At 50.4% G+C, this 25,804-nt stretch carries 27 protein-coding genes and 1 riboswitch; of the genes, 17 read left to right on the top strand and 10 right to left on the bottom strand.

All coding sequences use genetic code 11. The features are described from left to right. Window positions 1-123 precede the first annotated feature (123 nt). Window positions 124-1,149: a glycosyltransferase family 9 protein gene (locus ACYU8Y_RS24445; RefSeq protein ID WP_460940776.1), complete on the bottom strand. Its 1,026-nt coding sequence runs from the start codon at window positions 1,147-1,149 to the stop codon at window positions 124-126. Window positions 1,150-1,177: 28 nt separating this feature from the next. Here ACYU8Y_RS24445 and ACYU8Y_RS24440 point away from each other — a divergent pair, with 28 nt between their 5' ends. Then, a complete protein-coding gene (locus ACYU8Y_RS24440; protein ID WP_460940775.1) occupies window positions 1,178-2,413 on the top strand; it encodes a M16 family metallopeptidase in 1,236 nt (411 codons plus the stop codon). A gap of 41 nt (window positions 2,414-2,454) precedes the next feature. Further along, window positions 2,455-2,781 carry a nucleotide pyrophosphohydrolase gene (locus ACYU8Y_RS24435; RefSeq protein ID WP_460941209.1) on the top strand — a complete coding sequence of 109 codons (327 nt, stop codon included), beginning with the start codon at window positions 2,455-2,457 and terminating at the stop codon, window positions 2,779-2,781. Between the two features lie 102 nt (window positions 2,782-2,883). Here ACYU8Y_RS24435 and ACYU8Y_RS24430 read toward each other — a convergent pair whose 3' ends face one another. The 3 genes from ACYU8Y_RS24430 to bshA all read right to left on the bottom strand — a co-directional run bounded on the left by ACYU8Y_RS24430 (window position 2,884) and on the right by bshA (window position 6,180). Further along, window positions 2,884-3,531, bottom strand: a complete 648-nt coding sequence (locus ACYU8Y_RS24430; RefSeq protein ID WP_460940774.1) for a sterol desaturase family protein — start codon at window positions 3,529-3,531, stop codon at window positions 2,884-2,886. 93 nt (window positions 3,532-3,624) lie between these two features. Continuing rightward, window positions 3,625-4,962 carry an NAD(P)/FAD-dependent oxidoreductase gene (locus ACYU8Y_RS24425; protein WP_460940773.1) on the bottom strand — a complete coding sequence of 446 codons (1,338 nt, stop codon included), beginning with the start codon at window positions 4,960-4,962 and terminating at the stop codon, window positions 3,625-3,627. Window positions 4,963-5,040: 78 nt separating this feature from the next. Beyond that, a complete protein-coding gene (bshA, locus tag ACYU8Y_RS24420; protein ID WP_460940772.1) occupies window positions 5,041-6,180 on the bottom strand; it encodes an N-acetyl-alpha-D-glucosaminyl L-malate synthase BshA in 1,140 nt (379 codons plus the stop codon). Between the two features lie 171 nt (window positions 6,181-6,351). On the opposite strand from bshA, the gene ACYU8Y_RS24415 reads away from it, so the two are divergent. From ACYU8Y_RS24415 to ACYU8Y_RS24405, 3 genes are all read left to right on the top strand, one after another. Continuing rightward, a complete protein-coding gene (locus tag ACYU8Y_RS24415) occupies window positions 6,352-7,227 on the top strand; it encodes a geranylgeranylglycerol-phosphate geranylgeranyltransferase (RefSeq protein WP_460940771.1) in 876 nt (291 codons plus the stop codon). 38 nt (window positions 7,228-7,265) lie between these two features. Beyond that, the gene (locus ACYU8Y_RS24410) at window positions 7,266-7,967 is read left to right on the top strand and encodes a TapB family protein (RefSeq protein ID WP_460940770.1); all 702 of its coding nucleotides are present in this window, start codon (window positions 7,266-7,268) and stop codon (window positions 7,965-7,967) included. Between the two features lie 154 nt (window positions 7,968-8,121). Beyond that, complete coding sequence (locus ACYU8Y_RS24405; RefSeq protein WP_460940769.1) at window positions 8,122-8,502, top strand: MerC domain-containing protein; 381 nt, start codon at window positions 8,122-8,124, stop codon at window positions 8,500-8,502. Here the strand turns inward: ACYU8Y_RS24405 and ACYU8Y_RS24400 are convergent. From ACYU8Y_RS24400 to ACYU8Y_RS24390, 3 genes are all read right to left on the bottom strand, one after another. Then, complete coding sequence (locus ACYU8Y_RS24400) at window positions 8,499-9,614, bottom strand: cytochrome-c peroxidase (RefSeq protein WP_460940768.1); 1,116 nt, start codon at window positions 9,612-9,614, stop codon at window positions 8,499-8,501. The genes ACYU8Y_RS24405 and ACYU8Y_RS24400 overlap by 4 nt on opposite strands. Continuing rightward, window positions 9,611-10,426 (bottom strand): MbnP family protein, encoded by an 816-nt coding sequence (locus ACYU8Y_RS24395; RefSeq protein WP_460940767.1) that lies wholly within the window; start codon window positions 10,424-10,426, stop codon window positions 9,611-9,613. The genes ACYU8Y_RS24400 and ACYU8Y_RS24395 overlap by 4 nt, the downstream gene beginning before the upstream one ends. A gap of 156 nt (window positions 10,427-10,582) precedes the next feature. Then, window positions 10,583-11,428 carry a sugar phosphate isomerase/epimerase family protein gene (locus ACYU8Y_RS24390; RefSeq protein WP_460940766.1) on the bottom strand — a complete coding sequence of 282 codons (846 nt, stop codon included), beginning with the start codon at window positions 11,426-11,428 and terminating at the stop codon, window positions 10,583-10,585. 336 nt (window positions 11,429-11,764) lie between these two features. Between ACYU8Y_RS24390 and ACYU8Y_RS24385 the strand changes: the two genes are divergently transcribed. After that, window positions 11,765-11,941, top strand: a complete 177-nt coding sequence (locus ACYU8Y_RS24385; RefSeq protein ID WP_460940765.1) for a DUF1059 domain-containing protein — start codon at window positions 11,765-11,767, stop codon at window positions 11,939-11,941. A 105-nt stretch (window positions 11,942-12,046) separates the two neighbouring features. Further along, window positions 12,047-13,069, top strand: a complete 1,023-nt coding sequence (locus ACYU8Y_RS24380; RefSeq protein ID WP_460940764.1) for a ScyD/ScyE family protein — start codon at window positions 12,047-12,049, stop codon at window positions 13,067-13,069. Between the two features lie 167 nt (window positions 13,070-13,236). On the opposite strand, the gene ACYU8Y_RS24375 is transcribed toward ACYU8Y_RS24380, so the two are convergent. Next, complete coding sequence (locus ACYU8Y_RS24375; RefSeq protein WP_460940763.1) at window positions 13,237-14,538, bottom strand: alpha/beta hydrolase family protein; 1,302 nt, start codon at window positions 14,536-14,538, stop codon at window positions 13,237-13,239. Between the two features lie 110 nt (window positions 14,539-14,648). Further along, window positions 14,649-14,750: riboswitch (TPP riboswitch) on the top strand. A gap of 45 nt (window positions 14,751-14,795) precedes the next feature. Here ACYU8Y_RS24375 and thiM point away from each other — a divergent pair. From thiM to ACYU8Y_RS24350, 5 genes are all read left to right on the top strand, one after another. Then, entirely contained in the window at window positions 14,796-15,602 is an 807-nt protein-coding gene (gene thiM / locus ACYU8Y_RS24370) for a hydroxyethylthiazole kinase (protein ID WP_460940762.1), read from the top strand. Beyond that, a complete protein-coding gene (thiE, locus tag ACYU8Y_RS24365) occupies window positions 15,599-16,225 on the top strand; it encodes a thiamine phosphate synthase (protein WP_460940761.1) in 627 nt (208 codons plus the stop codon). Before thiM ends, thiE begins: the two co-directional genes overlap by 4 nt. After that, a complete protein-coding gene (gene thiD, locus ACYU8Y_RS24360) occupies window positions 16,222-17,028 on the top strand; it encodes a bifunctional hydroxymethylpyrimidine kinase/phosphomethylpyrimidine kinase (protein ID WP_460940760.1) in 807 nt (268 codons plus the stop codon). The genes thiE and thiD overlap by 4 nt, the downstream gene beginning before the upstream one ends. 5 nt (window positions 17,029-17,033) lie before the next feature. Next, on the top strand, window positions 17,034-17,684 hold the full coding sequence (gene tenA / locus ACYU8Y_RS24355) for a thiaminase II (RefSeq protein ID WP_460940759.1): 651 nt from the start codon (window positions 17,034-17,036) through the stop codon (window positions 17,682-17,684). Window positions 17,685-17,817: 133 nt separating this feature from the next. Next, the gene (locus ACYU8Y_RS24350) at window positions 17,818-18,354 is read left to right on the top strand and encodes a pyridoxamine 5'-phosphate oxidase family protein (protein WP_460940758.1); all 537 of its coding nucleotides are present in this window, start codon (window positions 17,818-17,820) and stop codon (window positions 18,352-18,354) included. 101 nt (window positions 18,355-18,455) lie between these two features. On the opposite strand, the gene ACYU8Y_RS24345 is transcribed toward ACYU8Y_RS24350, so the two are convergent. Continuing rightward, window positions 18,456-19,550, bottom strand: coding sequence for a serine hydrolase domain-containing protein (locus ACYU8Y_RS24345; RefSeq protein ID WP_460940757.1), 1,095 nt, complete (start codon window positions 19,548-19,550; stop codon window positions 18,456-18,458). Window positions 19,551-19,823: 273 nt separating this feature from the next. Between ACYU8Y_RS24345 and ACYU8Y_RS24340 the strand changes: the two genes are divergently transcribed. From ACYU8Y_RS24340 to ACYU8Y_RS24325, 4 genes are all read left to right on the top strand, one after another. Continuing rightward, the gene (locus ACYU8Y_RS24340; RefSeq protein WP_460940756.1) at window positions 19,824-20,621 is read left to right on the top strand and encodes a HipA family kinase; all 798 of its coding nucleotides are present in this window, start codon (window positions 19,824-19,826) and stop codon (window positions 20,619-20,621) included. Further along, window positions 20,599-20,982, top strand: a complete 384-nt coding sequence (locus ACYU8Y_RS24335) for a DUF3037 domain-containing protein (protein ID WP_460940755.1) — start codon at window positions 20,599-20,601, stop codon at window positions 20,980-20,982. The genes ACYU8Y_RS24340 and ACYU8Y_RS24335 overlap by 23 nt, the downstream gene beginning before the upstream one ends. Window positions 20,983-21,018: 36 nt before the next feature. Further along, the gene (locus ACYU8Y_RS24330; protein ID WP_460940754.1) at window positions 21,019-22,308 is read left to right on the top strand and encodes a serine hydrolase; all 1,290 of its coding nucleotides are present in this window, start codon (window positions 21,019-21,021) and stop codon (window positions 22,306-22,308) included. Window positions 22,309-22,602: 294 nt separating this feature from the next. Further along, window positions 22,603-23,919: a serine hydrolase domain-containing protein gene (locus ACYU8Y_RS24325; RefSeq protein ID WP_460940753.1), complete on the top strand. Its 1,317-nt coding sequence runs from the start codon at window positions 22,603-22,605 to the stop codon at window positions 23,917-23,919. Window positions 23,920-23,928: 9 nt separating this feature from the next. Here ACYU8Y_RS24325 and ACYU8Y_RS24320 read toward each other — a convergent pair whose 3' ends face one another. Beyond that, window positions 23,929-24,369, bottom strand: a complete 441-nt coding sequence (locus ACYU8Y_RS24320) for a WapI family immunity protein (protein ID WP_460940752.1) — start codon at window positions 24,367-24,369, stop codon at window positions 23,929-23,931. A gap of 221 nt (window positions 24,370-24,590) precedes the next feature. Between ACYU8Y_RS24320 and ACYU8Y_RS24315 the strand changes: the two genes are divergently transcribed. Beyond that, the gene (locus ACYU8Y_RS24315) at window positions 24,591-25,799 is read left to right on the top strand and encodes a saccharopine dehydrogenase family protein (protein ID WP_460940751.1); all 1,209 of its coding nucleotides are present in this window, start codon (window positions 24,591-24,593) and stop codon (window positions 25,797-25,799) included. Window positions 25,800-25,804: the final 5 nt, after the last annotated feature.

The raw sequence follows: 25,804 nt of genomic DNA, 5'->3' as shown, positions 1-25,804 counted from the left end.
AAGTATAAGTATTATACCATTTATAAAATAAAGAATGGTAACGAGCTTATTCCGTATAGCGCACAGGTATCCCTTCACCAGCAAATAAACGCGGGAATACATCCGACAACAACAATGGTATGATTAATCTAACTGGGCCAATTCCTCTGTCTGGATGCCCCAGGCACACCGAAAATGACCCAGCGGACAACGCGTTCGGCCGTGCAAATTGCAGGGCTTGCACTCAAGCAGTTCGGAGGTTTGTACGACCCGCGATGCATCGGCCAGTGGACCAAAACCGAATTCGGGAACCGTTGAGCAAAAGACTGCCGTTGTCGGCGCGTTCATGGCCGAACACAAATGGAGCGGAGCCGAGTCATTGACATAGTTCATTACGGCCCCCTGTTGTAGAGCCGCCGACTGCAATAGACTTAATTTACCGGCCAGATTCACAACATTCGTTTGGGGAGCGGCCAGCGTTTTGATTGCTTCACAAGCCACTTCGTCCGATGGAGCGCCTAACAGGTAAACCCGTATGCCGTTAGGTAGAGCCTGCATCAGTTCAACCCAGCGCTGGGCTGGGTACTGTTTTGTAAACCACACCGACATAGGCGCTATGCAGATGTAAGGCTTGCTCCGGTAAGTGTTAACGGCGGCATAATCATCGAGCGACGGGTATAACTTAGGGCGACGTACAAATCCGCCAGTTATGCCCAGCGCCCTCAATAACCCAGCGTTACGATCCACTTCGTGAACTCCCGGCTCAAACCGGTGCTCGACCTGGTGGGTAAAAAAACGAGCCAATGGATTCTTGTCGAAACCAATCGTCTTTTTTGCTTCCGACAAGACGGTCAGTAAGCCCATCGTGCCGTATCGTTGCAGGTTAAGTACGGCATCGTAGTGACGGGGGCGGATGATATTGAGCAGACGCCACAAATCCTGGTATTTGGCGAACGGCCCACCAGCTCCCTTTTTATCCCAAATCAGGACTTCGTTCAGAAAGGGGTGATTAGCCAGTAAACCCTCGTTACCTTTGCGAACCAAAATATCCAGTATTGCATTTGGATGTGCTTCATGTACTTGTTCAAGCATGGCCGTAGCCAAAATCACATCACCGATGAAAGCGGTTTGAATAATCAGGAACCGGGGCGGATTGGTAGCGGTTATCATTAGTACGCTCAATGCGTAAAAGCTAAGAATGGAAGATTACGAAGTTTATACTTTACCCAACGGAATTCGGATTGCGCATAAACAAATGCCCTATACGCAGATTGCTCATTGTGGTATCATGCTCGACATCGGCAGCCGCGACGAACAACCACATCAGCAGGGATTGGCCCATTTCTGGGAGCATATGGCATTCAAAGGTACGGAGAAACGAAAATCCTACCACATCATTACACGCTTAGAAACGGTTGGGGGCGAATTAAATGCCTACACAACGAAAGAAAAAGTGTGTTTCCATGCATCTGTACTGGATGCTCATTTCGAGAAAGCTACTGAGTTATTGGCAGATATCACATTTCATTCAATTTTTCCGGAGAAGCAGATCGAGCGGGAACGGGGTGTCATCCTCGAAGAAATGGCCATGTATTACGATTCGCCCGAGGATGCCATTCAGGATGATTTCGATGAGCTGGTTTTTCCAAACCATGCCCTGGGTGGGAATATTCTAGGTACCATTGACACCGTCAGCTCGTTCAGGCGTGAAGATCTTCAGCAATTTATTACTGAAAATTATGACACCAGCCGAATCGTCTTTGCCTCTGTCAGCAAGTTACCGTTCAGCCAGGTAATCAAAGTTGCCGAGAAGTATTTTCGGGATGTACCGGCTCAGCATTCGGTTCGCCAGCGGACGAAACCCACCGATTATGCACCGCGCCACACCAGGGTAGAGCGGCCGATTACGCAGGCACAATGCGCGCTCGGCCGACCGGCCTATGGCCTGACCGACCCAAGGCGGCTCCCATTTTTCATGCTGGTCAACCTTCTTGGCGGCCCCGGCATGAACTCCCGGCTGAACCTGAACCTACGCGAGAAATACGGTCTTGTTTACTCCATCGATGCCAGCTATACGCCCTACCTGGACACGGGTTTTCTGGGTATTTACTTCGGTACCGATCCCAAGAAAGTGGACAAAGCACAGGCGCTTATTATAAAGGAACTGAAACGGCTTCGTGAGCAACCGCTTACAACGCTGCAACTGCACCAAACTAAAGAGCAACTCATTGGGCAGTTGGCCATGGCCGAAGAAAGCAACAACAGCTTTATGCTGATGATGGCAAAAAGCCTGCTCGACATTGATCGGGTTGAAGCGTTGAACGATATTTTCAACGATATAAAATCGGTAACAGCCGAACACTTGCAAACGCTCGCGCAGGAAGTTTTCGATGAAAATCAGTTCAGCTATCTGACCTTTGTTCCTGAGAAGTAAGTACTGTTTTTATCATGCTGGTACGCCAGCATAACAAGAGTATGACCATTAAAGACGCTCAACTGACGGTAGACGACTGGATTAAAACCGTTGGCGTTCGTTATTTCAACGAACTGACCAACATGGCTCAGCTGACGGAAGAGGTTGGCGAAGTAGCCCGAATTATTGCCCGACGCTACGGAGAGCAATCCGAAAAGGAATCTGATAAGAACAAAGACCTGGGCGACGAACTGGCCGATGTACTTTGGGTGCTTATTTGTCTGGCCAACCAGACCGGTGTCGACCTGACAGACGCCTTCCAGAAAAATCTGGACAAAAAAAACATACGGGATGCTACAAGGCATCTGAACAATGAGAAACTGCACTAACGAGAATCACACAGGCAACTCCAATCTTGTCCTTCCTGTTAGCCATAAAAAATGCCCGCTGAGTTATCAGCGGGCATTTTTTATGGCTAATACCAGTATAAACTATTTTTGAAAAGAGCCGAAAACGTAATCCCAGAAGGGCGATGACACGCCATAGTTACTTTCTGGATTCTTATAGTGGTGTACGCTGTGATTGATCCACAACACCTTGAAGAAATTCTTCGGTGGGGCGTAGGCATGAACGATAAAATGTACGGCCAGATAGCCCGAATAGCCTACCAGAAAGCCAGGGAAGAACGCATAGGCCGCTTCACCCATGAGCAGGAAGAATAAGCCAAAAAACCCACCGGCAACAAAAATAGCCAGGGCCGGAGGCATGGCCAGCCGGGTTTTGTCTTTCGGATATTCGTGGTGAACACCGTGAAAGGTATACTGAATCTTGGCACGCTGGGGCGTCGATGGGGCTAAATGGTATAAGTACCGGTGTAGTACGTATTCAAACAAAGAAAATACCAATAAACCCGTTGCAAATAACGTAGCGATGGTGGCGGTTCCCATGTCTGTGTAGGTGAACGCGTACCACCCCAGAAACACCGATAAGACCAACCACATCGAAATAGGCACTAGAATATGCGTCCGTGAAAGTGCTTCCAGGATCGGATTGTCGAATAGCTTTTTACTACCGCTGTTCTTTGGCCGGGTTTTGCCGTGGCCAGCCATGGTTTGTAGCTTTTCAGTAGTTGATTCCATAGAGAGATAAAAATTAACAACGAGTATTATGACACAAAAATAAAACGAAAATCAGTTTTTCAGTCAGATAGTAAACTAAATTTACTATCTGACTTATGTTTTACTGACTTCTAACTGATCGGAGAGTTTTTCCTGCATAGCCGACATATCGCCCTTCGGCATTTTCTGGCGAATAATGAGCCGTAGTGAGTTGTTATAGGTAAGGTAGTTAAACATCCAGTTCAGAAAAATAGCCAGCCGGTTTTTCACACCAACAATGGACATAAGATGGACGAATAACCACGTTATCCAGGCAAAGAATCCCTGAAATTTAAAAAAAGGCAAATCGACTACGGCCAGCCCTCGCCCAATAGTAGCCATAGTGCCCAAATCACGGTAGACAAATTCCACTGGCGGCTCATTACGTACCCAGCGCACCATATTTTTGGCCAGGTGTTTTCCCTGCTGAATGGCAGGCTGCGCAATCTGCGGATGCCCATTCGGCCATTTTTCTTCAGTCATCAGGGCTACATCGCCTATCGCAAATATATCTGTAAAACCCTGTACCTGGTTGTACCGATTGACCAGTACCCGACCGCCCCGACCGATCACGTCCGGTGGCAAACCAGCCAATGGATTGGCTTTGACACCAGCCGCCCAGATAAGGTTATTGGTACGGAGCGATGTGCCGTCGTTCATCGTCACCACGCGTCCATCAAAATCCTTAACCCGTGTATTCAGCCGCACATGCACGCCCAGCTTTTGCAGATACGCCAGCGAATGCTCCTGCGACTGCACCGACATAGGTCCTAACAGCTCGCCCCCGGACTCGATCAGGAAAATATCCATCATCTTAAAATCCAGTTCCGGATAATCGGCGGGCAGCACCGTTTTACGCATCTCGGCCAGCGTGCCACACAGTTCAACGCCCGTGGGGCCGCCCCCCACCACCACCACATCCATCAGTCCTTCGCGTTCATCGAGGGTTTCAACGCTCAGCGCATCCTCGAAGTTTTGTAGCATCCGGTTTCGAAGGGCGATGGCCTCGGCCACCGACTTCATGGGCAGTGCCTTCTCAATGATATTCTGCTGATTGAAAAAGTTGGTATCCGCACCCGTCGCCATAACGAGGTAGTCGTACGTAACAGGCCCCAGTTCGGTATCGACCGCTTTATCGACCGGACGAATGCCCGTTACGTTGGTAACCCGGATATGAACATTCTGGCAGTTGCCAAATACAGCCCGTAGGGGAAACAAAATGGAGTTGGCCTCCAATCCGGCCGTCGCTACCTGATAGTAAAGTGGCTGAAACTCATGATAATTCTGTTTGTTGAGCAGTACTACCTGAAACTCTTTCCGACGCGACAGGTAACGGGCCAGCCTTAGGCCACCAAAACCAGCACCGACAACAACAACGCGCTTGCGGTCTGTTTGAGGTATGTTTGGATTCATTTGTATTCGTTTACGGTCTACGGTATTGGTTTATGGCATTTCTCCGTAAACCTAAAACTGTAAATCTGATACTAAGTTTCAGGACACCAGCGGTTGAGCGGTTTGCAACACACGTTCATAATGGGCTTCGTAAAGGGGTAAAATTCGCGATAGCTCAAATTCCTTGGCGCGTGCCAGCGCATTTTCCTTAAAGGTCGGCAGATGGGCATCGTCCAGAACATAAAGCGCATTTTTGACCATGTCATCCACGTCGCCCACCGGACTCAGGAAACCTGTTACACCCTGTATGTTCAGTTCGGGTAAGCCCCCCGCATTCGAGGTGATCAAGGGCACTTCACAAGCCAGTGCTTCCAGTGCAGCAAGACCGAAACTCTCGTTTTCGGATGGCATCACAAACAAATCAGCAACAGACAGAACCTCCTCCACGGCATCCAGCTTGCCCAGAAAACGAACCTGATCGTAGATACCCAGGTCACGCACCAGTCGTTCGATACGCGCGCGTTCGGGGCCATCGCCCACGAGCAGAAGTTTGGCCGGGGTTTGCTGCTGAATATGAAAAAACATCATAACAGCGTCATCAATGCGCTTCACCCGCCGGAAGTTCGACGTATGGACAATCAGTTTTTCGCCATTTGGGCAGATGGCCCGTTTGAAATGGTCCTTTTGCTGGCGCTTGAAACGATCCAGATCAATGAAGTTGGGAATGACTTCGATTTCGCGGTGAACATTGAAGTGCTTGTAGGTATCCTGACGTAAATTTTCGGATACCGCCGTAACACCATCTGACTCGTTGATACTGAACGTGACAACGGGCTCATAGGAAGCATCTTTCCCTACCAGCGTAATATCGGTACCATGCAGCGTTGTTACAACGGGCACGGTTCGTCCCTGCGACCGTAAAATCATCTTGGCCATATAGGCGGCCGACGCATGCGGAATAGCGTAGTGAACGTGCAGTAAATCAACGTTTTCGTTCGTTACTACATTAACCATTGCACTAGCCAGCGCCGATTCGTAAGGCGCGTATTGAAATAGCGGGTAGGATGGTATATTTACCTCATGGTAAAAGACGTTCTCGTTAAAAAAATCGAGCCGGGGTGGCTGCTGGTAGGTAATGAAATGAATTTGATGACCACTTTTGGCCAATCCCTTGCCAAGTTCAGTGGCCACAACGCCACTGCCTCCAAAGGTAGGGTAGCACACGATACCAATTTTCATGCGTAAGAGAACGGTTTTGTTTCTCAACATCAAACAGGAGTAAAAAGAATCCCTAAGAAGAGAAGAAAGGGAGAAGAGGCAAGATGACGTATTTTTTGTTGTTTCTTTGCGGTTTCGCCTTCCCCTCTTTTTACCCAGTTTTCCGAAACGGGTAGTTTTGTAAAAACAGTCATGGTTGCACGACAGTCCATTCCTTTCTCGGCGTTCACATTCGGCTTTCTGCGGCTCATTCGGGTGCAGAATCTGCTGATTGTTGTCCTGACGCAGTTTCTGGCCCGGCTGTGTCTGGTTGGTGAAAAAGCAGAGATTGTTCAGTCACTGACCGATCCGAAAATCTGGCTTCTCGCTTTATCAACCGTTTGCATAGCAGCCGCCGGTTACATTATCAACGATTATTTTGATGTTAAGATCGACCTCATCAATAAACCGCAGCGGGTAGTTATCGGGCGCTATTTAAAGCGTCGGGTAGCCATGGGCGTTCACCAGGGCCTGAATGTCGCTGGTTGTCTGCTCGGTCTTTACCTGAGTCGCTGGGTCTTTGTCGTTGATGTGCTGTCCGTCACGTTACTGTGGTTTTATTCCGCCCAGTTTAAGCGACAGCCACTCGTCGGGAACATTGTTATCTCGCTGCTAACGGCCTTATCGTTCATTGTTCTGGCCGTGTATTATCGGCAGAATACGGATATGCTGCTGATCTACGCCTTGTTTTCGTTTGGCATTTCGCTCATCCGCGAGATCATCAAAGACATGCAGGACATTCGGGGCGATGCCCGTTTTGGCTGCCGGACGTTACCCATCGTGTGGGGTCTCCGACGAACGAAATACCTGCTGTATGTACTCATCGGAGCGTTTCTGTTGAGTTTATTTCTCATTGCCAGCTCGCTCCACAACGTTCGGCTTACCTTTATTTTTGGCTTGTTACTTTTTCCAATCGCCTGGCTCACCTACCGCCTGGTTATTGCCGATACCCGGCACGATTTCGGGTATCTCAGTAACCTGTGTAAACTCATCATGCTCATGGGCGTACTGAGTATGATATGGGCGTAAGCGATTCAGCATACATCGTTAAACTTACTTCTATTCACATGAAAACAATTCTTTTCTCATTGCTCCTTGCCGTAGTTGCAGGAGGCACAAGTGTGGCGCAGGCTTGTATGGGCTTGAATTTCAAGTCGGGGATGAGCTTCGAACTGAGTCAGTTTAATGCGAAAGACAAGCCAATTGGTAAAATCAGCTACCAGGTTAAAGACGTTCGCAAGGAAGGTAGTTCGACCGTGATGGACATTGTGGCTCAGGTAGAAGACGAAAAGGGCAAGCAGCGCCCTCCCTATACCATTCATTACACCTGTACGGGCGATGAGCTGATAGCCGACATGTCGGGAATGATGCAGGCAATGCCGAACGGCGGCCCGAAAGACATGGAAATGAAGCTCAAAACCAACAAGCTCGTTTACCCCGGAAAACTGAGTGTAGGTCAAAAGTTGAGTGATGGCCAGATGGAGGTCGAAATGAATACGAATGGCAACGTGATGATGACGATGAACATGATCATGGCCAATCGGCAGGTAGACAGTCAGGCCCCCCTGACAACGCCCGCCGGCACCTTCAACGCCTACAAAATTACGTCGGACATGAACCTGGAAAACAGGGTGATGGGCATGCCCATCCGCAGCACCATGCACGTGGTCAGTTACCGCGCCGACAACCAGCTATTCGATATAAAATCAGAGACTTACAACAAAGGTGGTAAGCTAATGGGGTACTCGTTACTGACAAAAACGAACTAATGCCTATGTGCGACCAATGAGGAATAGTCTGGCCGACATCGTGGACCGTACCTCACTTTTCAGGGGCAACAAATCAATTTACGCAACTTTGTTGCAAAAAAGTGGGTTAAGGGATCGTACGTTCGCCCAAAGCATCGTACTTTTGTGCGTGCTCATGAAGACAGATATTCTCTCCCGCAAAGCTGACTATATCGGCATTACTGGTTCGGTATTGTGCATTATTCACTGCCTGATCACCCCCATACTATTGCTGACAAGTTCGGTTCTCCAGAACTCGACTCTCCGTGTTGGCTACCTGAGCCTGGACTATGTATTCATTGGGGTGAACATTGTAGCAGTCTATTTTGCGACCCGGCATTATGCCGCTCCAGCCATCAAAAAAGGACTTTGGGGATTTCTGGCCTTGTTCACGGTTGCTCTTTTGCTGGAAGACGTAGCCCCGTTTTTCGAATACCTCGCCTATGCTGCATCCGCCGGCCTGGTCATTACTCATTTAATCAACATCCGACAACATAGGCTGAGTCATACGCATTAGTTTGGGCCGAATGCCCGGTTGTTAATAAATGTGTCATCGGCCAGCGTACGCAGGAAGGCGATGACCTGCTTTTTTTCGGAGTCGGTCAGGGCAATACCAAGTTGACCGTTGACTTTGAGCGCCGGATCGAGTGAAGGACTGTCTTTAACGCCAGCGGTGTAGTGATTCAGAACCTGATCCAGCGTAGCAAAACGACCATCGTGCATGTAGGGAAACGTTTTCTCAACGTTCCGTAGACTCGGCACCTTAAACTTCAACCGATCAGTTTCATTCAACGTAATTGTGTATCTGCCCTGATCGTTTATCCCCGTACTAACGGGCAAGCCGTTGTTGCGGTAACTCTTGTCGGTGAATAAGTCGGTGGCATGACAGGTCGCGCATTTTTGCTGAAACAACGTCAAGCCTGCCAGTTCATCGGCGCTCAGGTCTCCACCAGCCTCTTTTCGCACGTATTTGTCGTAGCGCGAATCAGCCGAAACAAGGGTCAATAGAAACTGCGAAATCGCTTTCAGAAAGCGCGCCGTCGTGACCGTATCTGACCCGAAGGCGGCCCTGAACATCGACGGATACTTTGGACTTTTCTGCGCCCGGCTCAGAGCATCCGCAAATTTCATATCCATCTCGACTGGATTCTGAATCGGCGTTATGGGTAACTCATCCAGGCTGGTAACGCCCCCGTCCCAAAAAAACTCACGACTCCAGGCCAGATTTTGCAAGCCCGGTACATTGCGCGTGCCAAACTTACCGCCAATACCGTGGCTGAGCGGGTGGTCGGAATGGCCAAAACCCGCAAATTGCTGGTGGCAGAACCCGCAACTGATAGTCGTGTCGCGCGAGAGAGCGGGATCGTAGAATAAGGCCTTGCCCAGTGCTACGCCCTCCACTGTGAGCGGATTCTGACTCAGATCATACGCCACATCAGGAAAATTAGCGGGCTTCCGAAAGGCTAGCGGGGTTGTTTGATACGTTACTCCCCCACCCGGTGCGGGCGGATTAGGCTCAGGCGCTGGCTCACCGCCCTTGTTTGTCTGGCAGGCAATGGCGAGGGCAAACAAGCCAGTACTGACCGTCAAGCCAATACGCTTTGTCGATATCGTCCGTAGCCCTTTCATTGGTTAGCCTGTACTCGGACGTAACTAAACATCTTCGCGTAATTATCCGAAATGCTGGTTGAATACGGGTCAAACATCACGGATGGATTTTGCGCAATACTTAGTTTCGTTGATCCGTTGAAAAGCGCCAGTACATCCGCTTTTAGCTGGACAAATGGCGTCGCATTGGTTTGAACGTTTGCCACGTCAGTATTGAACGGGACCGTACTGGTGCGTAGGTTATTAATTGTCTTCTTACCGTCATATCCTCCGCCAAACCCACCAATGTGGTAATAAAAGGCGTTGTTCTGGGCGGCTGGTGCCACCGCCGATGTCCCTTCCAGCTTTAGGAAAATATAGCCAGAGTTCCACTCCCAGTACATCCCGTCATTGAGTCCCGGATCGAGAACGCCGGTGCGCTTGCTAATATCGGCCAGACTACGCAGGCTATCGACCCCCACGGTAAACGTTATCCCGGTATAATTGCCCGTCGGTATGCCGGACAGCGTAATCGTTTGTGAAGCGGGTTTCTCTTCCTGAATCAGAAAATAGCTACTATCCTGCGGCACTACATATTCACTGCCATCGGCTTTGCGAAGGCGAATGTTGCTCACGAAATAATTGAACTTCGTAACCGTGAAGGACTCACCAACGGCATTTTGATACGTCCCTGAATTGAGGGTCAGATCCGATGTACCGGCCACGTTATCGAAGGCAACGCGCAGGCGGCCTGTTTCGGCCGGGGCCATGAGCGGATCGGTTGTGTTACAGGAAAAAACGGCTAGTCCCAGGGCAATACTGGCCAGCAACCCAACAGTAATGATCTTCTTCATAGCAAGTACGTTGGCTACCTGTTCATTTGACAACAGATTAGCGCGTAAATTACTAACGTCAGGAAGCTCGAAATCATACAGGCTTTCCGATTAAATCTCGGTTAGAGGCTGTCAACTAAAAGGCCACCCGTTTGGATGGCCTTTCGTTCGGATGATCTATAAACTCTTCAGGTAAGCCAGGCTCTGCGGCACTTGCTGCTCGGCAGCCTTGCTTTCGTCTTCAATATAAAAGTGGGCGATGGAGCTTTTACGGGCCGCTTTCAAAACGGCAGGCCAATCGATTTGCCCTGTTCCCAATACCACAGATTGTTCGTTGGCCATGCTCCCTTTATCACTCCGGGCAACCCCCTTCTGAACATCTTTCAGGTGAATGAGCCGGAATCGTTTAGGATATTTGGTTAATAACGCGGCCGGATCCTGACCCGGCAAATAAGTCCAGGTTACATCCATTTCGTAGCCCACATACTCGGGATTGGTTTGTTTCACCAGGTAATCGAACAGCGTTCCATTTTCGTACGGCTGAAATTCAAATCCGTGATTGTGGTAGCAGAACATAATTCCTTTTTCGTGTGCCTTCTTCCCAAACCGATTGAATACCTCGGCGGCTTTCTGCATCATCTCCAGCGTGGCAGCCGTTTTGTGCGGTATCGACCCAATGCGAATGTACTGAACACCCAGCGCTTGCGCATTTTGCAGAATAGAATCAGGCTTCTGGTCGATAGCGTCGTAGCTCACACCGTAACTGCTGCACTTGAGTCCGCGCTGGTCGAGCAGTGTCCGAAGTTCGGGGGCCGTTTTTCCAAAAAGACTCGAAAATTCAATATCGGTGATGCCCCAGGCTTTGATCTTATCCAGCGTGCCGGGCACATCCTGGCTAAAACTATCGCGTAGGGTATAGGAAACAATACCGGGTGTTTTCTGAACAAGTTTACCAAAAGGTTGCGCCTGTGCAGTCCATGAACCAGCCAGAAACAGAATCGACAACAGGGTTTTACGTATCATAGCGAAATAAGGGGCAAAAATTAATAAACTCGTTAACTAAGTGATTGGCCTACGTCTATCAGATATGCCTGGAAGCCCCGGAATACCCTGACCTGTACCAGTAAGGACTATGCATTGCGGTTTCTACTTAGCGTACTTCCCAGATAAGGCCGTTTTGCTGCGTCTCCTCACCGCTTGCCTAGGGCAAATCCGCTTAGCCTGAAACGGTGATTGCATCATTCGCTCGATATTCGAACCGTTCGCTCAAAAGTCGTTCAGGCAATCACCTACCTAAGCTAACTTCCTGACCAACAAACCGTAAACTTATTTTTAATCAAAAAAAACAGGTCTAATCGCATGAAAACATTACGCTGCCGGGATGCCGGTTTCGATTGTGACGCCGTAGTCAAAGCAAGTACCGACGAGGAAGTTTTGAATCAGGCCGCCGAACATGCTCAAACTGCTCATGGCGTTACGGTCACGCCCGAATTAGCGGCTGGTATCAAAAGTCTGATTCGTGAAGAACCAGTCTGAAATCGGACCCTTCTGATCGGTTCAATCAACTGCCCCAAACACTGTACTCCTCAACTCGTGTGAAGGGTTTGCGCTAGCCTTTTTTCACTCAACCACCTATTTGTTATGAATCAGAAATTGACGCCCTACGGCTGCCTGGCTGCCCTTCTTTTCGTTATGAGTTGTCAGGATCACCGCCTACCTGCTCCGGCAGATCCTGCCGTAACAACGGCTCCGCTGATCACGGGGTTAATGGCCCCCATTAGCGTAGAGACCGATGCCAGTGGGCGGGTTTTCGTGGCTGAGCAAGGCACCGGCAACAATGACGGCAGCATCTCCGAAATTACCCAGGATGGTAAGAAGCACCCAATTGTTACCGGAATTTATTCACAAACCAACAATGCAGGTGAGCTTGATGCGGTCGATCATCTGCTGGTTGCCGATGGGATGCTCTATTTTCTGAACCCAAAAGGACTTTGTAAAATCGATCTCGCATCGTATAAGACCGATGCGACGCCCGCCATACCATTTTCCAGTATGGTACCCGAAAACATTCAAAAGTTTGTCATTGACTATACGTTCACCAACGATACCGGCGAATCGCACCTGTACAATTTAACACTTGGCCCCGATGGCGCTCTTTACATGACCGATGCAGCCGCAAACGCGATCATTCGCCGATCGAAAACCGGTGATTTGAGCGTCGTGACAGAGGTACCGGGTATCGTCAACCCAAATCTGCCTGGTTCTCCTCCTGGCCCCCCGTTCATTCAGTCGGTGCCCACGAGCATCACCTACGACGGTCATCAGTTTCTGATCACGACATTACTGGGTTTTCCGTTCCCTGCCGGCAAAGCCATTCTTTATCAGATGGACCTGACGGGGAAACTCAGCCTCTATCAGCAAACGTTCAACAGCCTGGTCGACGTAGAAAATGATGGAAACGGCAAACCCCTGGTACTCGAATTTGCGGTATTTGGTCCGGCAGGCTTTACCCCAGCCACGGGCCGTTTGTTGCGCGCCAATGGAACAACCAGTACGGTCTTGCTCGATAAGCTAAACCTGCCGACCGATCTGAAAGTAAGTAACAGCCATACAGCTTACATAACCAGTATGGGCGACGGCGCCTTATTAAAAGTTACGTTTTAAGGGCCTAAATCCATCACAGGCAGGTTAAATGTTAACCACAGAGGCACGGAGAACACAGAGGGCTAAACTGTAGATTTTACCTACTTATACTCTGTGTTCTCCGTGCCTCTGTGGTTAATAAAGTTTTACCATTAATCAGATAAAGCCAGATGCGTCTTACTCAAAGGCTAAGGCTTCGCATGGCGCATTTCCAGCCCGACCGACATGCGGGGTTTGAAACCCGTCCAGGACCCGGCAGCGTCTGTTTCGGGAAGATTCAGATATTTCGCATAATCCATTTTCTTGAGGTGAATCCCCAGAAATGCGGTTACAAAGTGCTGGTTTATGTTATTGATCCGGTGTTCATTCCAGGCGGGTTCGGCATAGTGCATGTACTCATCAGGCGATACACCGGGTTGTAGCGAAGCCACTGGCGGTGGATTAGGCGCCACATTGTGCCGGGCATTTACGTAGGTCAGTAAATAGCGGTCTGCATTGACGGCTCCTTCGTAAATGGCTTTGATGCCTTTTTCATAGCCCGATACATCATCTTTACTACCCGCAACAAACAACGTAGGCAGGGTTAAACCCGCCAGCCCGGCAGCATCCCAGAAACCCCGTTCCATACCCCAGGGCGCAAAGGCAACGACCGCTTTAATCCGGGGGTCCAGTGAGGCTTTGTACACGGGCGAGTCCATGGTCCGAACCTCAAGGGCCGTACTACCGTCGGCAAGTTGGCCAAACATCTTAACGGCCTGAGGGCTATAACCCGCTCCTACGGCGTTGAGCGCCCCATAACCACCCATCGAATACCCAATCAGGGCTGTGTTATCGGCGTTCAGCAAACCAGCCAGAAAGGTTTTACTGGACACTGCACTCAATCGGGCCATTTCATTCAATACGAACAGATCGTCGAGGGCCCGATTCAGCAGCGTACTCGGAAAACCGGCGGCATCGCTATAGGTCGATTCAGCGTGGTCGATGGCCACGACAACGTATCCTTTTGAGGCCAGGTTTTCGGTTAAATAGGTGAGCAGAAGCCGTGATCCAAGATACCCGTGCGAAACGATAACCAATGGATAGGCTCCACCGCTGGCGTCCGGCTCGGCATCACGACCAGCCCGACCCATGAATGTGAACGGAATGAGGGGACGCTTGGGGTCGTTGGAACGGCCAAGTACGGATTCATACGTAACCATTGAGGGTTGGCTGGCTGCCATACGAGCCGGATACCAGACCTCGACCGTTAGCGGACGATCATAAAAAGGATGCTTGCCATCTTTCGTATGCAGAACATCGACCTGGCCTTTATGGATCAATTTCAGGGTTCGTACCCCAACACCATAGGTTCCGCGAGCCGACAGTTCGGGAGAATTAGGCAGTAAATCACCGTTGACAAAGGTATTGTCGGGCGTTTGGGCGCTGGTTGGGCAGGCCGCTCCCAGCGTAATGAGCAGGTAAAACAGGTAGCGAAGCGAGGTCAATTTCACGGAATATACGACTAGAAATATTGTCCGTAAAGCTATCTCAAACTTTCTGTAGTCGGCAGATGGTTATGCAATTTTCACAATTTCGTAATTCATTATCCCCTACCTTTGTGAAACAACTTTAGGGGTGTCAGCGCCGGATTAGCCTGACTGAGAGAATACCCTCACCACCTGATGCAGCTGGTACTGCCGTAGGGAAAAGTTAACGAGATGCGCTCCGCTCTCCTAAAGTTGCTGTTTACCGACCGATTGACAGCAACATGACCCAATCTCCTCAAGCCATCTGGACCGACGTCGAGCGTATACGCACGCAGGCCCCGCTTATTCACAACATTACCAACTTCGTGGTGATGAACAATACGGCCAATGCGCTGCTGGCGCTGGGAGCCTCGCCCGCCATGGTACACGCGCCCGAAGAAGTCGAAGACTTTGTGTCTATTTCGAGTGCGCTGGTGGTCAATATCGGCACGCTTGACGCCACTTTTGTAGCGGGTATGCGGCTGGCCATGCGTCAGGCCAGAGCGCTGGGCAAACCTATCGTTTTCGATCCGGTTGGCGTGGGTGCCACGGCCTACCGCAATCAGGTTAGCGAAGAACTTCTGGCCCTGGCCGCACCGGATATTATTCGGGGAAATGCCTCCGAGATTATGGCCCTGGCGGGCCTCAACGCGCAGACCAAAGGGGTCGACAGCCTGTACGGGTCCGAAGCGGCCATTGACGCGGCCCGCCGGCTAAGTTCCGTTTGGGGAAGTGTGGTGGTCATCAGTGGCGAAAAAGACTACATTATCCAGCATGATCAAACAGCCATAGTCGCCAACGGCCACCCGCTTATGACCAAAGTGACGGGTATGGGTTGCACCGCTACAGCCCTGACCGGCGCTTTTGCCGCCGTCAACGCCAATTATTTTCGGGCTGCCACGCACGCCATGGCCGTTATGGGTATTGCGGGTGAACTAGCGGTCGATAAAAAGCCGTTGCCGGGTAGCCTGCAAGTCAACTTCCTGGATGCTTTATACGAATTGACCGAAACGATTATTACCGATCGTCTTCTACTGACCGAAGCGTGAACAGACTTTATTTAGTAACCGATAGCGCCATTGCGCGGCAGGCGGGTCATACGCTGCCTTTTGTGGTCGAAGAAGCCTGCCGGGCCGGAGTTCGGTGGGTGCAGCTGCGGGAGAAAGATATAGCCACCCGCGCTTTTCTAGACATCGCCTTCGACCTGAAACGCATTACGCAGACCTACGAGGCAACGCTCATTATCAATGATCGGGTCGATATAGCCCTCGCTGTCAATGCCGATGGCGTGCACGTTGGTCAGGACGATATGCCGTATGCACTGGTCCGCTCACTACTCGGACCGGACAAAATTATTGGCCTGTCGATCAATAACGCAGCCGAACTGGAAGCCGCTCGCGGGGCTGACCTGAACTACCTCGGCATAGCTACTATATTTCCAACTGGCACCAAGCAGGACACGTCAAGCCTGTTGGGTCTGGACGGTTTACGGGCTATTTGTCAGCAAACGAATTTGCCCACATTTGCCATTGGTGGCATCAACGCCACCAACCTTCGGTCGATTCGGGAGGCTGGCGCAACGGGAGCGGCTGTTGTCTCGGCCATCTGTGGTCATCCATCTCCGTACGAAGCCACCCGCGAACTCATTAACCTGATCGACGAAAGCCAATGAAAACATACGCACGCACCTTAACGATTGCCGGTTCCGACAGTGGCGGGGGCGCTGGTATCCAGGCCGACCTTAAAACGTTTGCCGCGCTGGGCTGCTACGGAATGTCGGTGATTACTGCGCTGACGGCTCAGAACACAAAAGCCGTAACGGGTATTATGCCGGTGCCGCCTGCCTTCATTGCTCAACAGATGGAAGCGGTATTAAGCGACATTGGGGTCGATGCGGTAAAAATCGGTATGCTGCACTCAGCCGAAGTCATTCAGCAGGTGGCTAAAACGCTGGTTCAATTCGGGGTGAAAACCATTGTGCTTGACCCGGTAATGGTAGCCAAAAGTGGCGACAAACTCTTGCAAGACGAAGCGGTCGATGCCCTCAAAACGCATCTGCTGCCCATTGCCTCCGTTATTACGCCCAATTTGCCCGAAGCCAGTGTATTGCTGGGGCACCCGGTCGAGACGTTGGTCGACATGCCGCAGGCCGCTATTGAGCTGGCAGCACTCTGTCCGGGCGCTATTCTGGTCAAAGGAGGTCATTTGCCCACGGCAGAAAGCACCGACTTACTTTATCTTTCCGCCAATGACCAACATTGGTTTCCGACGAGCCGAATCCAGACCGATAATTCGCATGGTACGGGCTGCACGCTTTCGTCGGCCATTGCGGCCGGATTAGCCAGGGGTTTATCCGTCGTCGATGCGGTAGCGACCGCCAAAGACTACCTGACACTCGCTCTCCAGGCGGGGGCCGTTTACAAACTGGGACATGGGCATGGCCCTGTTCACCATTTTTTCAACGTTTGGCCATAAAACGCATGACATTCACCGACCAACTCTGGCAGGACATTAGCCCTATTTATCAGTCCATACTCGAGCATGGCTTTGTAAGCAAATTGATGGACGGCAGCTTACCCTCGCCGACATTTCGGTATTACATTCAGCAGGATGCACTTTACCTGACAGACTTCAGCCGGGCGCTGAGTCAACTGGCCGTACGGGCCACCACGCCCGACGATATGCTGCAATTCACGCAGTTTGCCCAGAATGCGATTCTGGTGGAACGCGCTCTGCACGAAACCTACTTTGCCCTCTACGCTATTCAGCCCGAAACCGCGAAAATGCCTGCCTGTTTCGCCTACACAAATTATTTGCTGGCAACGACCTCGCTTCAGTCGGTAGCGGTTGGGGCAGCCGCCGTTTTACCCTGCTTCTGGATTTATCGGCAGGTGGGTAAACACATCTATGAACGGGCTGTTCAGGAAAATCCCTACCGAAGCTGGATTGATACCTACGCAGGCGACGCCTTCGACGAATCGGTCAATCAACTGCTGGCTCTGACGGATGCCTACGCCAAAACAGCGGGCGAATCTGAACGCGAAAGGATGCGGGAAGCCTTTCGGATATCGAGCCGACTGGAATGGTACTTCTGGAATGATGCCTACAGTCAGAATCGCTGGCTTGTGTAAACGCAATAATGTTGGTTGTTAGCCGTACAATCGGGAAAAGCAGTTATCTACAAAATAATAAAAGAGGGTTGGCTTAACTTTTTGTTAGTAGTGGGTCAATAGTTTATTAATTAACCCTACTAACTCAACTGTTATGGACAGCATCAATCAACAGCAGCCCGAAAAGAATCACGAAGACCTTTCCGGTACCGAAGCCGGGAAGAAAATAAAAGAGTTGGTCGATAAAAGCAGCACGTGTTATTTCTGCACAAAAATTACAACCGGCGAACCGTTGAAAACCAGGCCCATGTCCGTGCAAAAAGTTGACGAAGCGGGCAACTTCTGGTTCCTGAGTGCCAACGACAGCCACAAAAACGCGGATATACAAACCGACGACAAAGTTCAACTGTTGTTCCAGGGCTCGGAACATTCGGATTTTCTGAGCATCTACGGGCAGGCGACTATCTCGACGGATAAGGAACTCATCAAGGAACTTTGGGAGCCCATTTTGAAAACGTGGTTTACCGAAGGCGTCGATGATCCCCGCATTACGGTCCTGAAAGTAGAAACGCAGGAAGGTTATTATTGGGACAATAAACACGGCGATGCCGTGGCGTTTGTCAAGATGGCCGCCGGGGCGATTATGGGCAAAACCTTAGACGACTCAATCGAGGGTAAGCTAAATGTTTAATCGCCCGATTTAGAAATTCCGGTAGCCCGGCTTAACGGGGAAGGCCCCCAGACAGATTTGTCTGGGGGCCTTCCCCGTTACTGGCAGAAGAGATTTTTTTCTCAGCGACCAAGCAGCGTATCTATGGTTTTCAGAATCATCGGCAGTTTTTCGTGGTCGTTGTTGCACAGCACAATTACCGTTTTATCGGCGTCGATATAGCGGGTGATCTGAGTTTTATAGCCTGGATTGTCACCGTCATGCCAGACGATTCGTCCAAGTTTATCGCTTTTACTCAACTCCCACCCGAATCCGTACGATGTCGGTGACCCATCGTTTAGTTTGGCCGGGATAAAGGCTTCGGCCAACGTTTGCTGACTAACGAGTTTACCGGCGTACAAAGCGCGATCCCACTTCAGCAAATCCTCGGCCGTAGAGCTGATGCGACCGGGACCTTTTCGATTACCCAACCAGATGGCATAGTTGAATTCTGGAAAAGAATCGGCCTGAACGTAACGTTTCTTCTCTGGCACGTAAATATGCCCCCAGGCCACATCGGATAGGTTTACCTTCTCCTCTCGCGTCCGAATATCGGTATGTGTCATGCCGAGGGGGTTGAAAATACGGGTTCGGCAAAAGTCGATAAAATCCTGCCCGGATGCCCGTTCGGCAATGCTGGCCAGCAGCATATAGCCGGTGTTACTATATTTGTATTTAGCTCCCGGCTCAAACAACCGGTCGGGATGAAACTTGATCAGGTACGCAATGTTGTCGGTATTATTGGCGACTTTACTCTTATCCCAATGCTTATCCATCACATCCTGGTAGTCGGGCAAGCCCGATGTATGGTTGAGCAGATGCCGGATGGTAATACCGGGATACGGTAAGCCCGAAATGTATTTGTCTATTCGGTCATCGTAAGCCAGTTTACCCGCCTGTTTCAACATCAGGATGGTCATGGCGGTAAACTGTTTCGACACGGAAGCCAGTTCAAAAATAGACGATGTCGCCAGCGGGTCTTTCGTCTCAAATCGTTTGTAGCCAAACGCCTTCTCGTAAACCGGTTTGCCTTTATCAGCAATCAGGACAACCCCGCTAAAATCGGGCGTGCTGGCGAACAATTTGTCCAGCTCGGTATTGAGTGACGACTGGGCATTGGCGCAGAAATTAATCGATAGCAGAAGTAAGAACAGGTACGTAAACAGATTGATTTTCATGAATGAGCAGGTTGTATAAGGTCTCCGGTAAAAATACATTTTACCACAACATCCGTCAACGAGTGCTCACGTCAAATCCGAAAGGTTTTAGCATAATCCGTGACTTCGTTCTGGTATTTGTCGCGATTGTAGTAAAAGTACCGAATGCCCCATAAATTTAGGCCGCAGGAGGCTTCATCCGGTAAATTTAACCGTGCCGGGCCGTTTCTTGCTGTGCAGTCAGGCTCAGGAACCAGACTTCACAATAGGGATACCGATTTTGATTTACATATTGTGTCTATTTATCAACCCGAACTCAGAACCGTCAATGTGACGCGCTACGCCAGACCCTTACGGGAAGGCGGCTCATTACCCGCCCTTGTCGAGGCCGACGACGACTTCCTGTACGTACTCAAGTTTCGCGGAGCGGGGCAAGGAACCAAAGCACTGATTGCGGAACTGATTGCGGGTGAAATTGCCCGCCTGCTTGGCTTACGGATTCCGGAGATTGTCTTTGCGACGCTCGATGAAGCCTTTGGCCGTACCGAACCCGACGAAGAAATTCAGGATTTGCTCCGGGCCAGCGAAGGCCTCAACCTGGCCCTGCACTACCTGTCCGGCTCCATCACCTTCGACCCGCTGGTCACCACGGTCGATGCAAGACTGGCGTCGCAAATCGTCTGGCTGGATTGTCTGGTAACGAATGTAGACCGCACGGCCCGCAACACGAACATGCTCATCTGGCACAAGGAATTGTGGTTGATCGACCATGGTGCGTCCCTTTATTTCCATCATTCGTGGGAAAACTGGGAAGCCCAGAGCAGGCGTCCGTTCGTTCAGGTGAAAGACCATGTGCTGCTCCCGCAGGCCAGCGAACTTGATGCGGTGGATGCTGAGTTTCGGGCGATTCTTACTCCCGACCGCATTCAATCCATTGTTGCCTTGATTCCTGACGACTGGCTGATGAACGAGTCAACGCCAGAGTCGCCCAGCGAACAGCGAGCGGTGTACGCCAATTTTTTAGCGTCACGAGTTGCCTCATCCGAAATCTTTGTGAAGGAAGCTACCCATGCCAGAAAAGCACTTGTTTGAGTACGCCGTCATTCGCGTCATGCCGCGTGTCGAACGGGAAGAATTTCTTAATGTGGGCGTTATTCTTTATTGCTCCGCGGAAGGCTTTCTGAAAACAATGTATACATTGAATGAAGATCGGCTTTGCGCTTTTTCGAATAAGATTGACTGCCAGGAACTGAACGAACGCCTTCTGGCCTTCGAACGCATTTGCGCCGGTCGCCGGGAAGGTGGCACCATTGGCCAACTGCCCATTGCCGGCCGTTTTCGCTGGCTAACCGCCACGCGCAGCACCGTAGTACAAACGTCGCCCGTTCACCCCGGCTTGTGCGTAAATGCCCAGGAAACGCTGGAGAAACTTTTTGAGCAACTAGTCCTGTAACGTAGCCAAACTGTCTGCGTTACCACCCACCACCCTATGCGCCCTCTCGCTATCTTTTTGTATCTGTGCTGCTTCTCAGCACAAAGTTACGCCCAGCCGCGCACGGATGCGTGGCTGAAAAGTTTATTCACCACGAACAGACATCCCGTTTTTCAGGAAGTCATCAAGCATCCGGACGCTTATCGGCTACAGATCATCTATACGCAGATTGACCGGGATGCCGCAAATAAACCTTCGTTTAAAAATTACTATTTCCGGGTCGATAGTACGGAGTATTTCAATCCCGCTTCGACCGTTAAGTTACCCCTGGCATTGCTATCGCTGGAAAAATTGAACAGCCTAAAAAAGCCCGGTGTGACTAAGTTTACAGCTATGCAGTTTGACAGTGCTTACAGTGGTCAAACCAAAGAGTGGCGCGACAACACCGCCCAAACGGGTTATCCATCCATTGCTCAGTTCATTCGAAAGGCTTTTTTGGTGAGTGACAATGATGCCTATAGCCGGATGTATGAGTTTGTTGGGCAGGAACGTATCAACCGGAGTTTACATGCCAAAGGATATCTGGACACACGGATTACGCACCGGTTCGTGCGGTTGACGCCGGACGAAAATCGCCATACCAACCCCGTTCGATTTATTCGGGAAGATGGAACGTTGATTTATGCACAGGCAGCAGCGTATAATAAAGACCCTTTCGATTTCCGTCGGACGGCCAACATTGGGAAAGGTTATTACGCGAAAGACAGCCTGATTCGGGAGCCGTTCAACTTCACCGAACGCAATAAATTCCCGCTGGAAAGCTTTCAGCAAATTTTGCAATCCGTTCTGTTTCCGCTCTCCGTACCCGAGAAACAACGGTTCGACCTGACACCCGACGACTACGCCTTTCTGCACCAGTACCTGTCACAATTCCCAGGCGAAACCAATTACCCTAAATACGACGCCAACCAGTATTACGACAGCTACGTAAAATTCTTTTTCATGGACAGCCTGCATCATCGACTTCCCCAGGATGTCCGGGTTTTCAACAAAGTGGGCTGGGCATATGGGTTCCTGACGGATGCTTCGTACGTAGTGGATTTTAAAAATAAAGTCGAGTACATGCTGACTGCTACTTTGTATACCAACAGCGATGGCATTTTGAACGATGACAAATACGAGTACGAAACAGTGGGCCACCCGTTTCTGTATCAGCTTGGCCAGACGATCTACCAGCATGAGCTAAAGCGCAAACGAAAATACACGCCCAACCTAAATTCGTTTCGGATTAGGTATGAGAAACGGGCGACTGATAATCGACCCACGGTTAAGGATGTCGACAATTAGGCGAAGAGCGTTTCAAATGATTTTTCTTTATTTAGCGACAGATAGAGTTGTTTTAAGATAATTTTTCATCGGTCTATTAACCCCTAAATCCCCTAAAGGGGCTTTACTCGCGCGCTGACAAAGTCCCCTTTAGGGGATTTAGGGGTTAATAGACCGACAAACAGGCATGTTCATGGGCTAAAAGCGATACTCTAAATAGCCTCGATGTCAGGCTACACTGGGTTAAAACAACTGTGTAATCATTGGCACCAGATTTAAGACCAGCACAAAATAACTTACCTTCTCCTGACCAACATGAACCTCACGACCACGTTCCGGACCAGCGTATTGCTGGCGCTCACTACCCTTTCGCTGTATGCTCAAACGAGTACCAAACAGTCACCCCCGCTCCTGGCGGCAGCTGCCCCCGAAACGGTTGGTTTCTCCAGCGAACGGCTCAATCGCATTGACGGCCTGATTCAGTCGTACATCGACAAAAAAGCCTTTCCGGGCGTGGCGGCCCTGGTAGTAAAAGACGGCAAGATTGTGTACTACAAAGCGTTCGGCACGGCGGATCTGGACGTTAACAAGCCATTGGCGAAAGACGCGATTTACCGGATCGCGTCCATGACAAAAGCCATTACGTCGCTGGCGGTGATGATGCTCCACGAAGAAGGAAAAATCATGCTCGACGATCCGATCAGCAAGTACATTCCGGAGTTTGCCAAACCGGTCGTGCTCGACAAGTTCAACGAAAAAGACAGCACCTACACGACGGTTCCGGCTAATCGGGAAATCACGATTCGGCATTTGCTGACCCATATGTCGGGCCTCAATTACAATGTCATTTCGAGCGATCCCCGCATGCGGGCCATTTATACGAAAGCGGGAATTATTGATGCGTTTACAACCCAAAATGTAAAAATTGGCGATGCGGTAAAAACACTGGCGAAGCTGCCGTTGAATCACCAGCCCGGCGAAAAATGGACGTATGGCCTCAGCATCGACGTGTTGGGCGCGCTGGTGGAAGTTGTGTCGGGAATACCGCTGGACCAGTTTTTTCAGAAACGCATTTTTGAGCCGCTGGGCATGAAAGATACATACTTCTATTTACCCGACTCGAAGAAGGATCGTCTGGTGCCGGTTTATTCGGAAGATAAGGATAAGAAACTGGTGAAGACGTCTACCATAAAAACCCTGCCTACCGATCCCAATTTCCCGATTGTGGGGGCCAAAGCTTATTTTTCGGGTGGTGGCGGTTTATCGAGTACGGCCTATGACTACGCCATCTTCCTGCAGATGCTGCTGAACAACGGCGTGTACAACGGAAAGCGGTTCCTGAGCCGCAAAGGGGTCGATCTATTCACGAACTCAAACCAGACCGGCACCCTGTTCCCGGACCCACACGGCTATTTTAGCCTGGGCTTTTCCGTTGTCAATGAAAAAGGGCACACCAAAGACCTGAGCAGCATTGGCACTTTCTCCTGGGGTGGAGCTTTCAGCACAGATTACTTCGCTGATCCTAAGGAAAAGATCTGCGCTGTATTAATGAAACAAATGTGGGGAACAAGTTACGGCGGGGAACTCGATGATAAATTTGGCCTGATGATTTACCAGGCACTGGACAACTAGCTGTACTGGTTATCGTTCAGGGTAGGTTTCGATCTGCCCTGACAACTCCTTTATCGCTTCCTGCAGTTGGTTTCGGCTCAACACAATGTCCATTTCTACCGGAAAGTCAGGGTATTCGTTCCAGGCGGGTGTCAGGTCATGCCCCAACTGGATTTGTAACCGGTAGCGGTCATCTGACAGAGCTTTTGCATCCATGCTTAAGCCGGGCTCAGAGAACGTCAATTCTACGTGGTTGGTCGCCTTGTTCCAGAGTGACCGCAATCCTGTCAGCAGCCGCTTTACTTCCCAGGTATGCAGCTTTGCCGACTGCGTGTCAGCCTGTTGCCGCCAGAAGGTCGAGAAACGGCACTGAAGCCGATTCCGGTCGCGCCAGCTTTTTGTTGCCTGACCGTAGCCCAGAATGGCCAGTTCGAACGAATCGAGTGAGTTGACAGAAGATACAAATTTCATAACGATATAATTTAGGGAGGCAACTATTCTCTACTCAACAAATATACTAAATATGTTGTTACAGATTCCCTGCAAAAATTAACCATTCCCGATGAGTGCGCTCAATTCTATCCTACGGGAAAGTTTATCAATCCGTTAACTTCCACGCCCAGTCACTTATCCACGTAGTCACTTTCCTTATCTTTGCGACCAAAAGAATTACAAACTAATCATTCAGATAGATGGCAAACGTGCTCATCATTGGAGCCGGTGGTGTTGGTAGTGTTGTGGCGCACAAATGCGCCATGAACAGCAATGTCTTCACAACGATCATGCTGGCTAGTCGCACGAAATCAAAGTGCGACCGTATTGCGGCCGAAATTCAGGAGATGCACGGCGTCACTGTTCAAACAGCCCAGGTAGATGCCGACGTCGTGGCCGATATGGTCGCGTTAATCCGGTCCTTCAAGCCCGTGCTGGTTATTAATGTGGCCCTCCCCTACCAGGATCTGCCCATTATGGACGCCTGCCTGGAAGCTGGTGTTCACTACATGGACACGGCCAACTACGAACCCAAAGACGTTGCCAAGTTCGAATATAGCTGGCAATGGGCTTATAAGGAACGCTTCGAGCAGGCTGGCCTGATGGCGCTTCTGGGCTGTGGTTTCGATCCGGGCGCTACCCAGGTCTTTACTGCCTATGCCAACAAACATTACTTCGATCGGATGGATTATCTGGACATTGTCGACTGTAATGCGGGCAATCACGGTAAAGCGTTCGCTACTAATTTCAATCCCGAAATTAACATCCGGGAAATAACCCAACCCGGCCGCTACTGGGAAAACGGCGAGTGGATCGAGATTCCGGCGATGAGTATCCATAAACCCATTGAGTATCCTGAAATTGGAGCCCGTGAGTCATACGTGCTGTATCACGAAGAACTGGAATCCCTGGTCAAGAATTTCCCGACCCTGAAACGGGCTCGTTTCTGGATGACGTTTGGCCAGGCCTATCTGACGCACCTGGAGGTACTCCAGAACGTGGGCATGACCCGTATCGACAAAGTGAAGTTTCAGGGAATGGACGTTGTTCCGCTCGAATTCCTGAAAGCGGTGCTCCCGGCTCCCGATTCGTTGGGCGAAAACTACACAGGCCAGACCAGCATCGGCTGCCAGATCAAAGGGGTAAAAGATGGAGAAGAGCGCACGTATTTCATCTGGAATAACTGTGACCACGCCGAAACCTACCGCGAAGTACGCGGGCAGGCGGTTAGCTACACGACCGGTGTTCCAGCCATGATTGGTGCTATGCTGATGCTGACAGGCGTCTGGATGAAGCCTGGCGTCTGGAACTGCGAGGAACTGGACCCGGATCCGTTTATCGAGCAGATGAACAAACAGGGTTTACCCGTTCAGGAACGAATCAACATCCCGCTTCCGCACGAATATTAAGCTCG

It is taken from the genome of Spirosoma humi, from assembly GCF_054776575.1.
The sequence above is the reverse complement of the archived record's forward strand: the minus strand, read 5'-3'. Positions and strand labels throughout refer to the sequence as shown.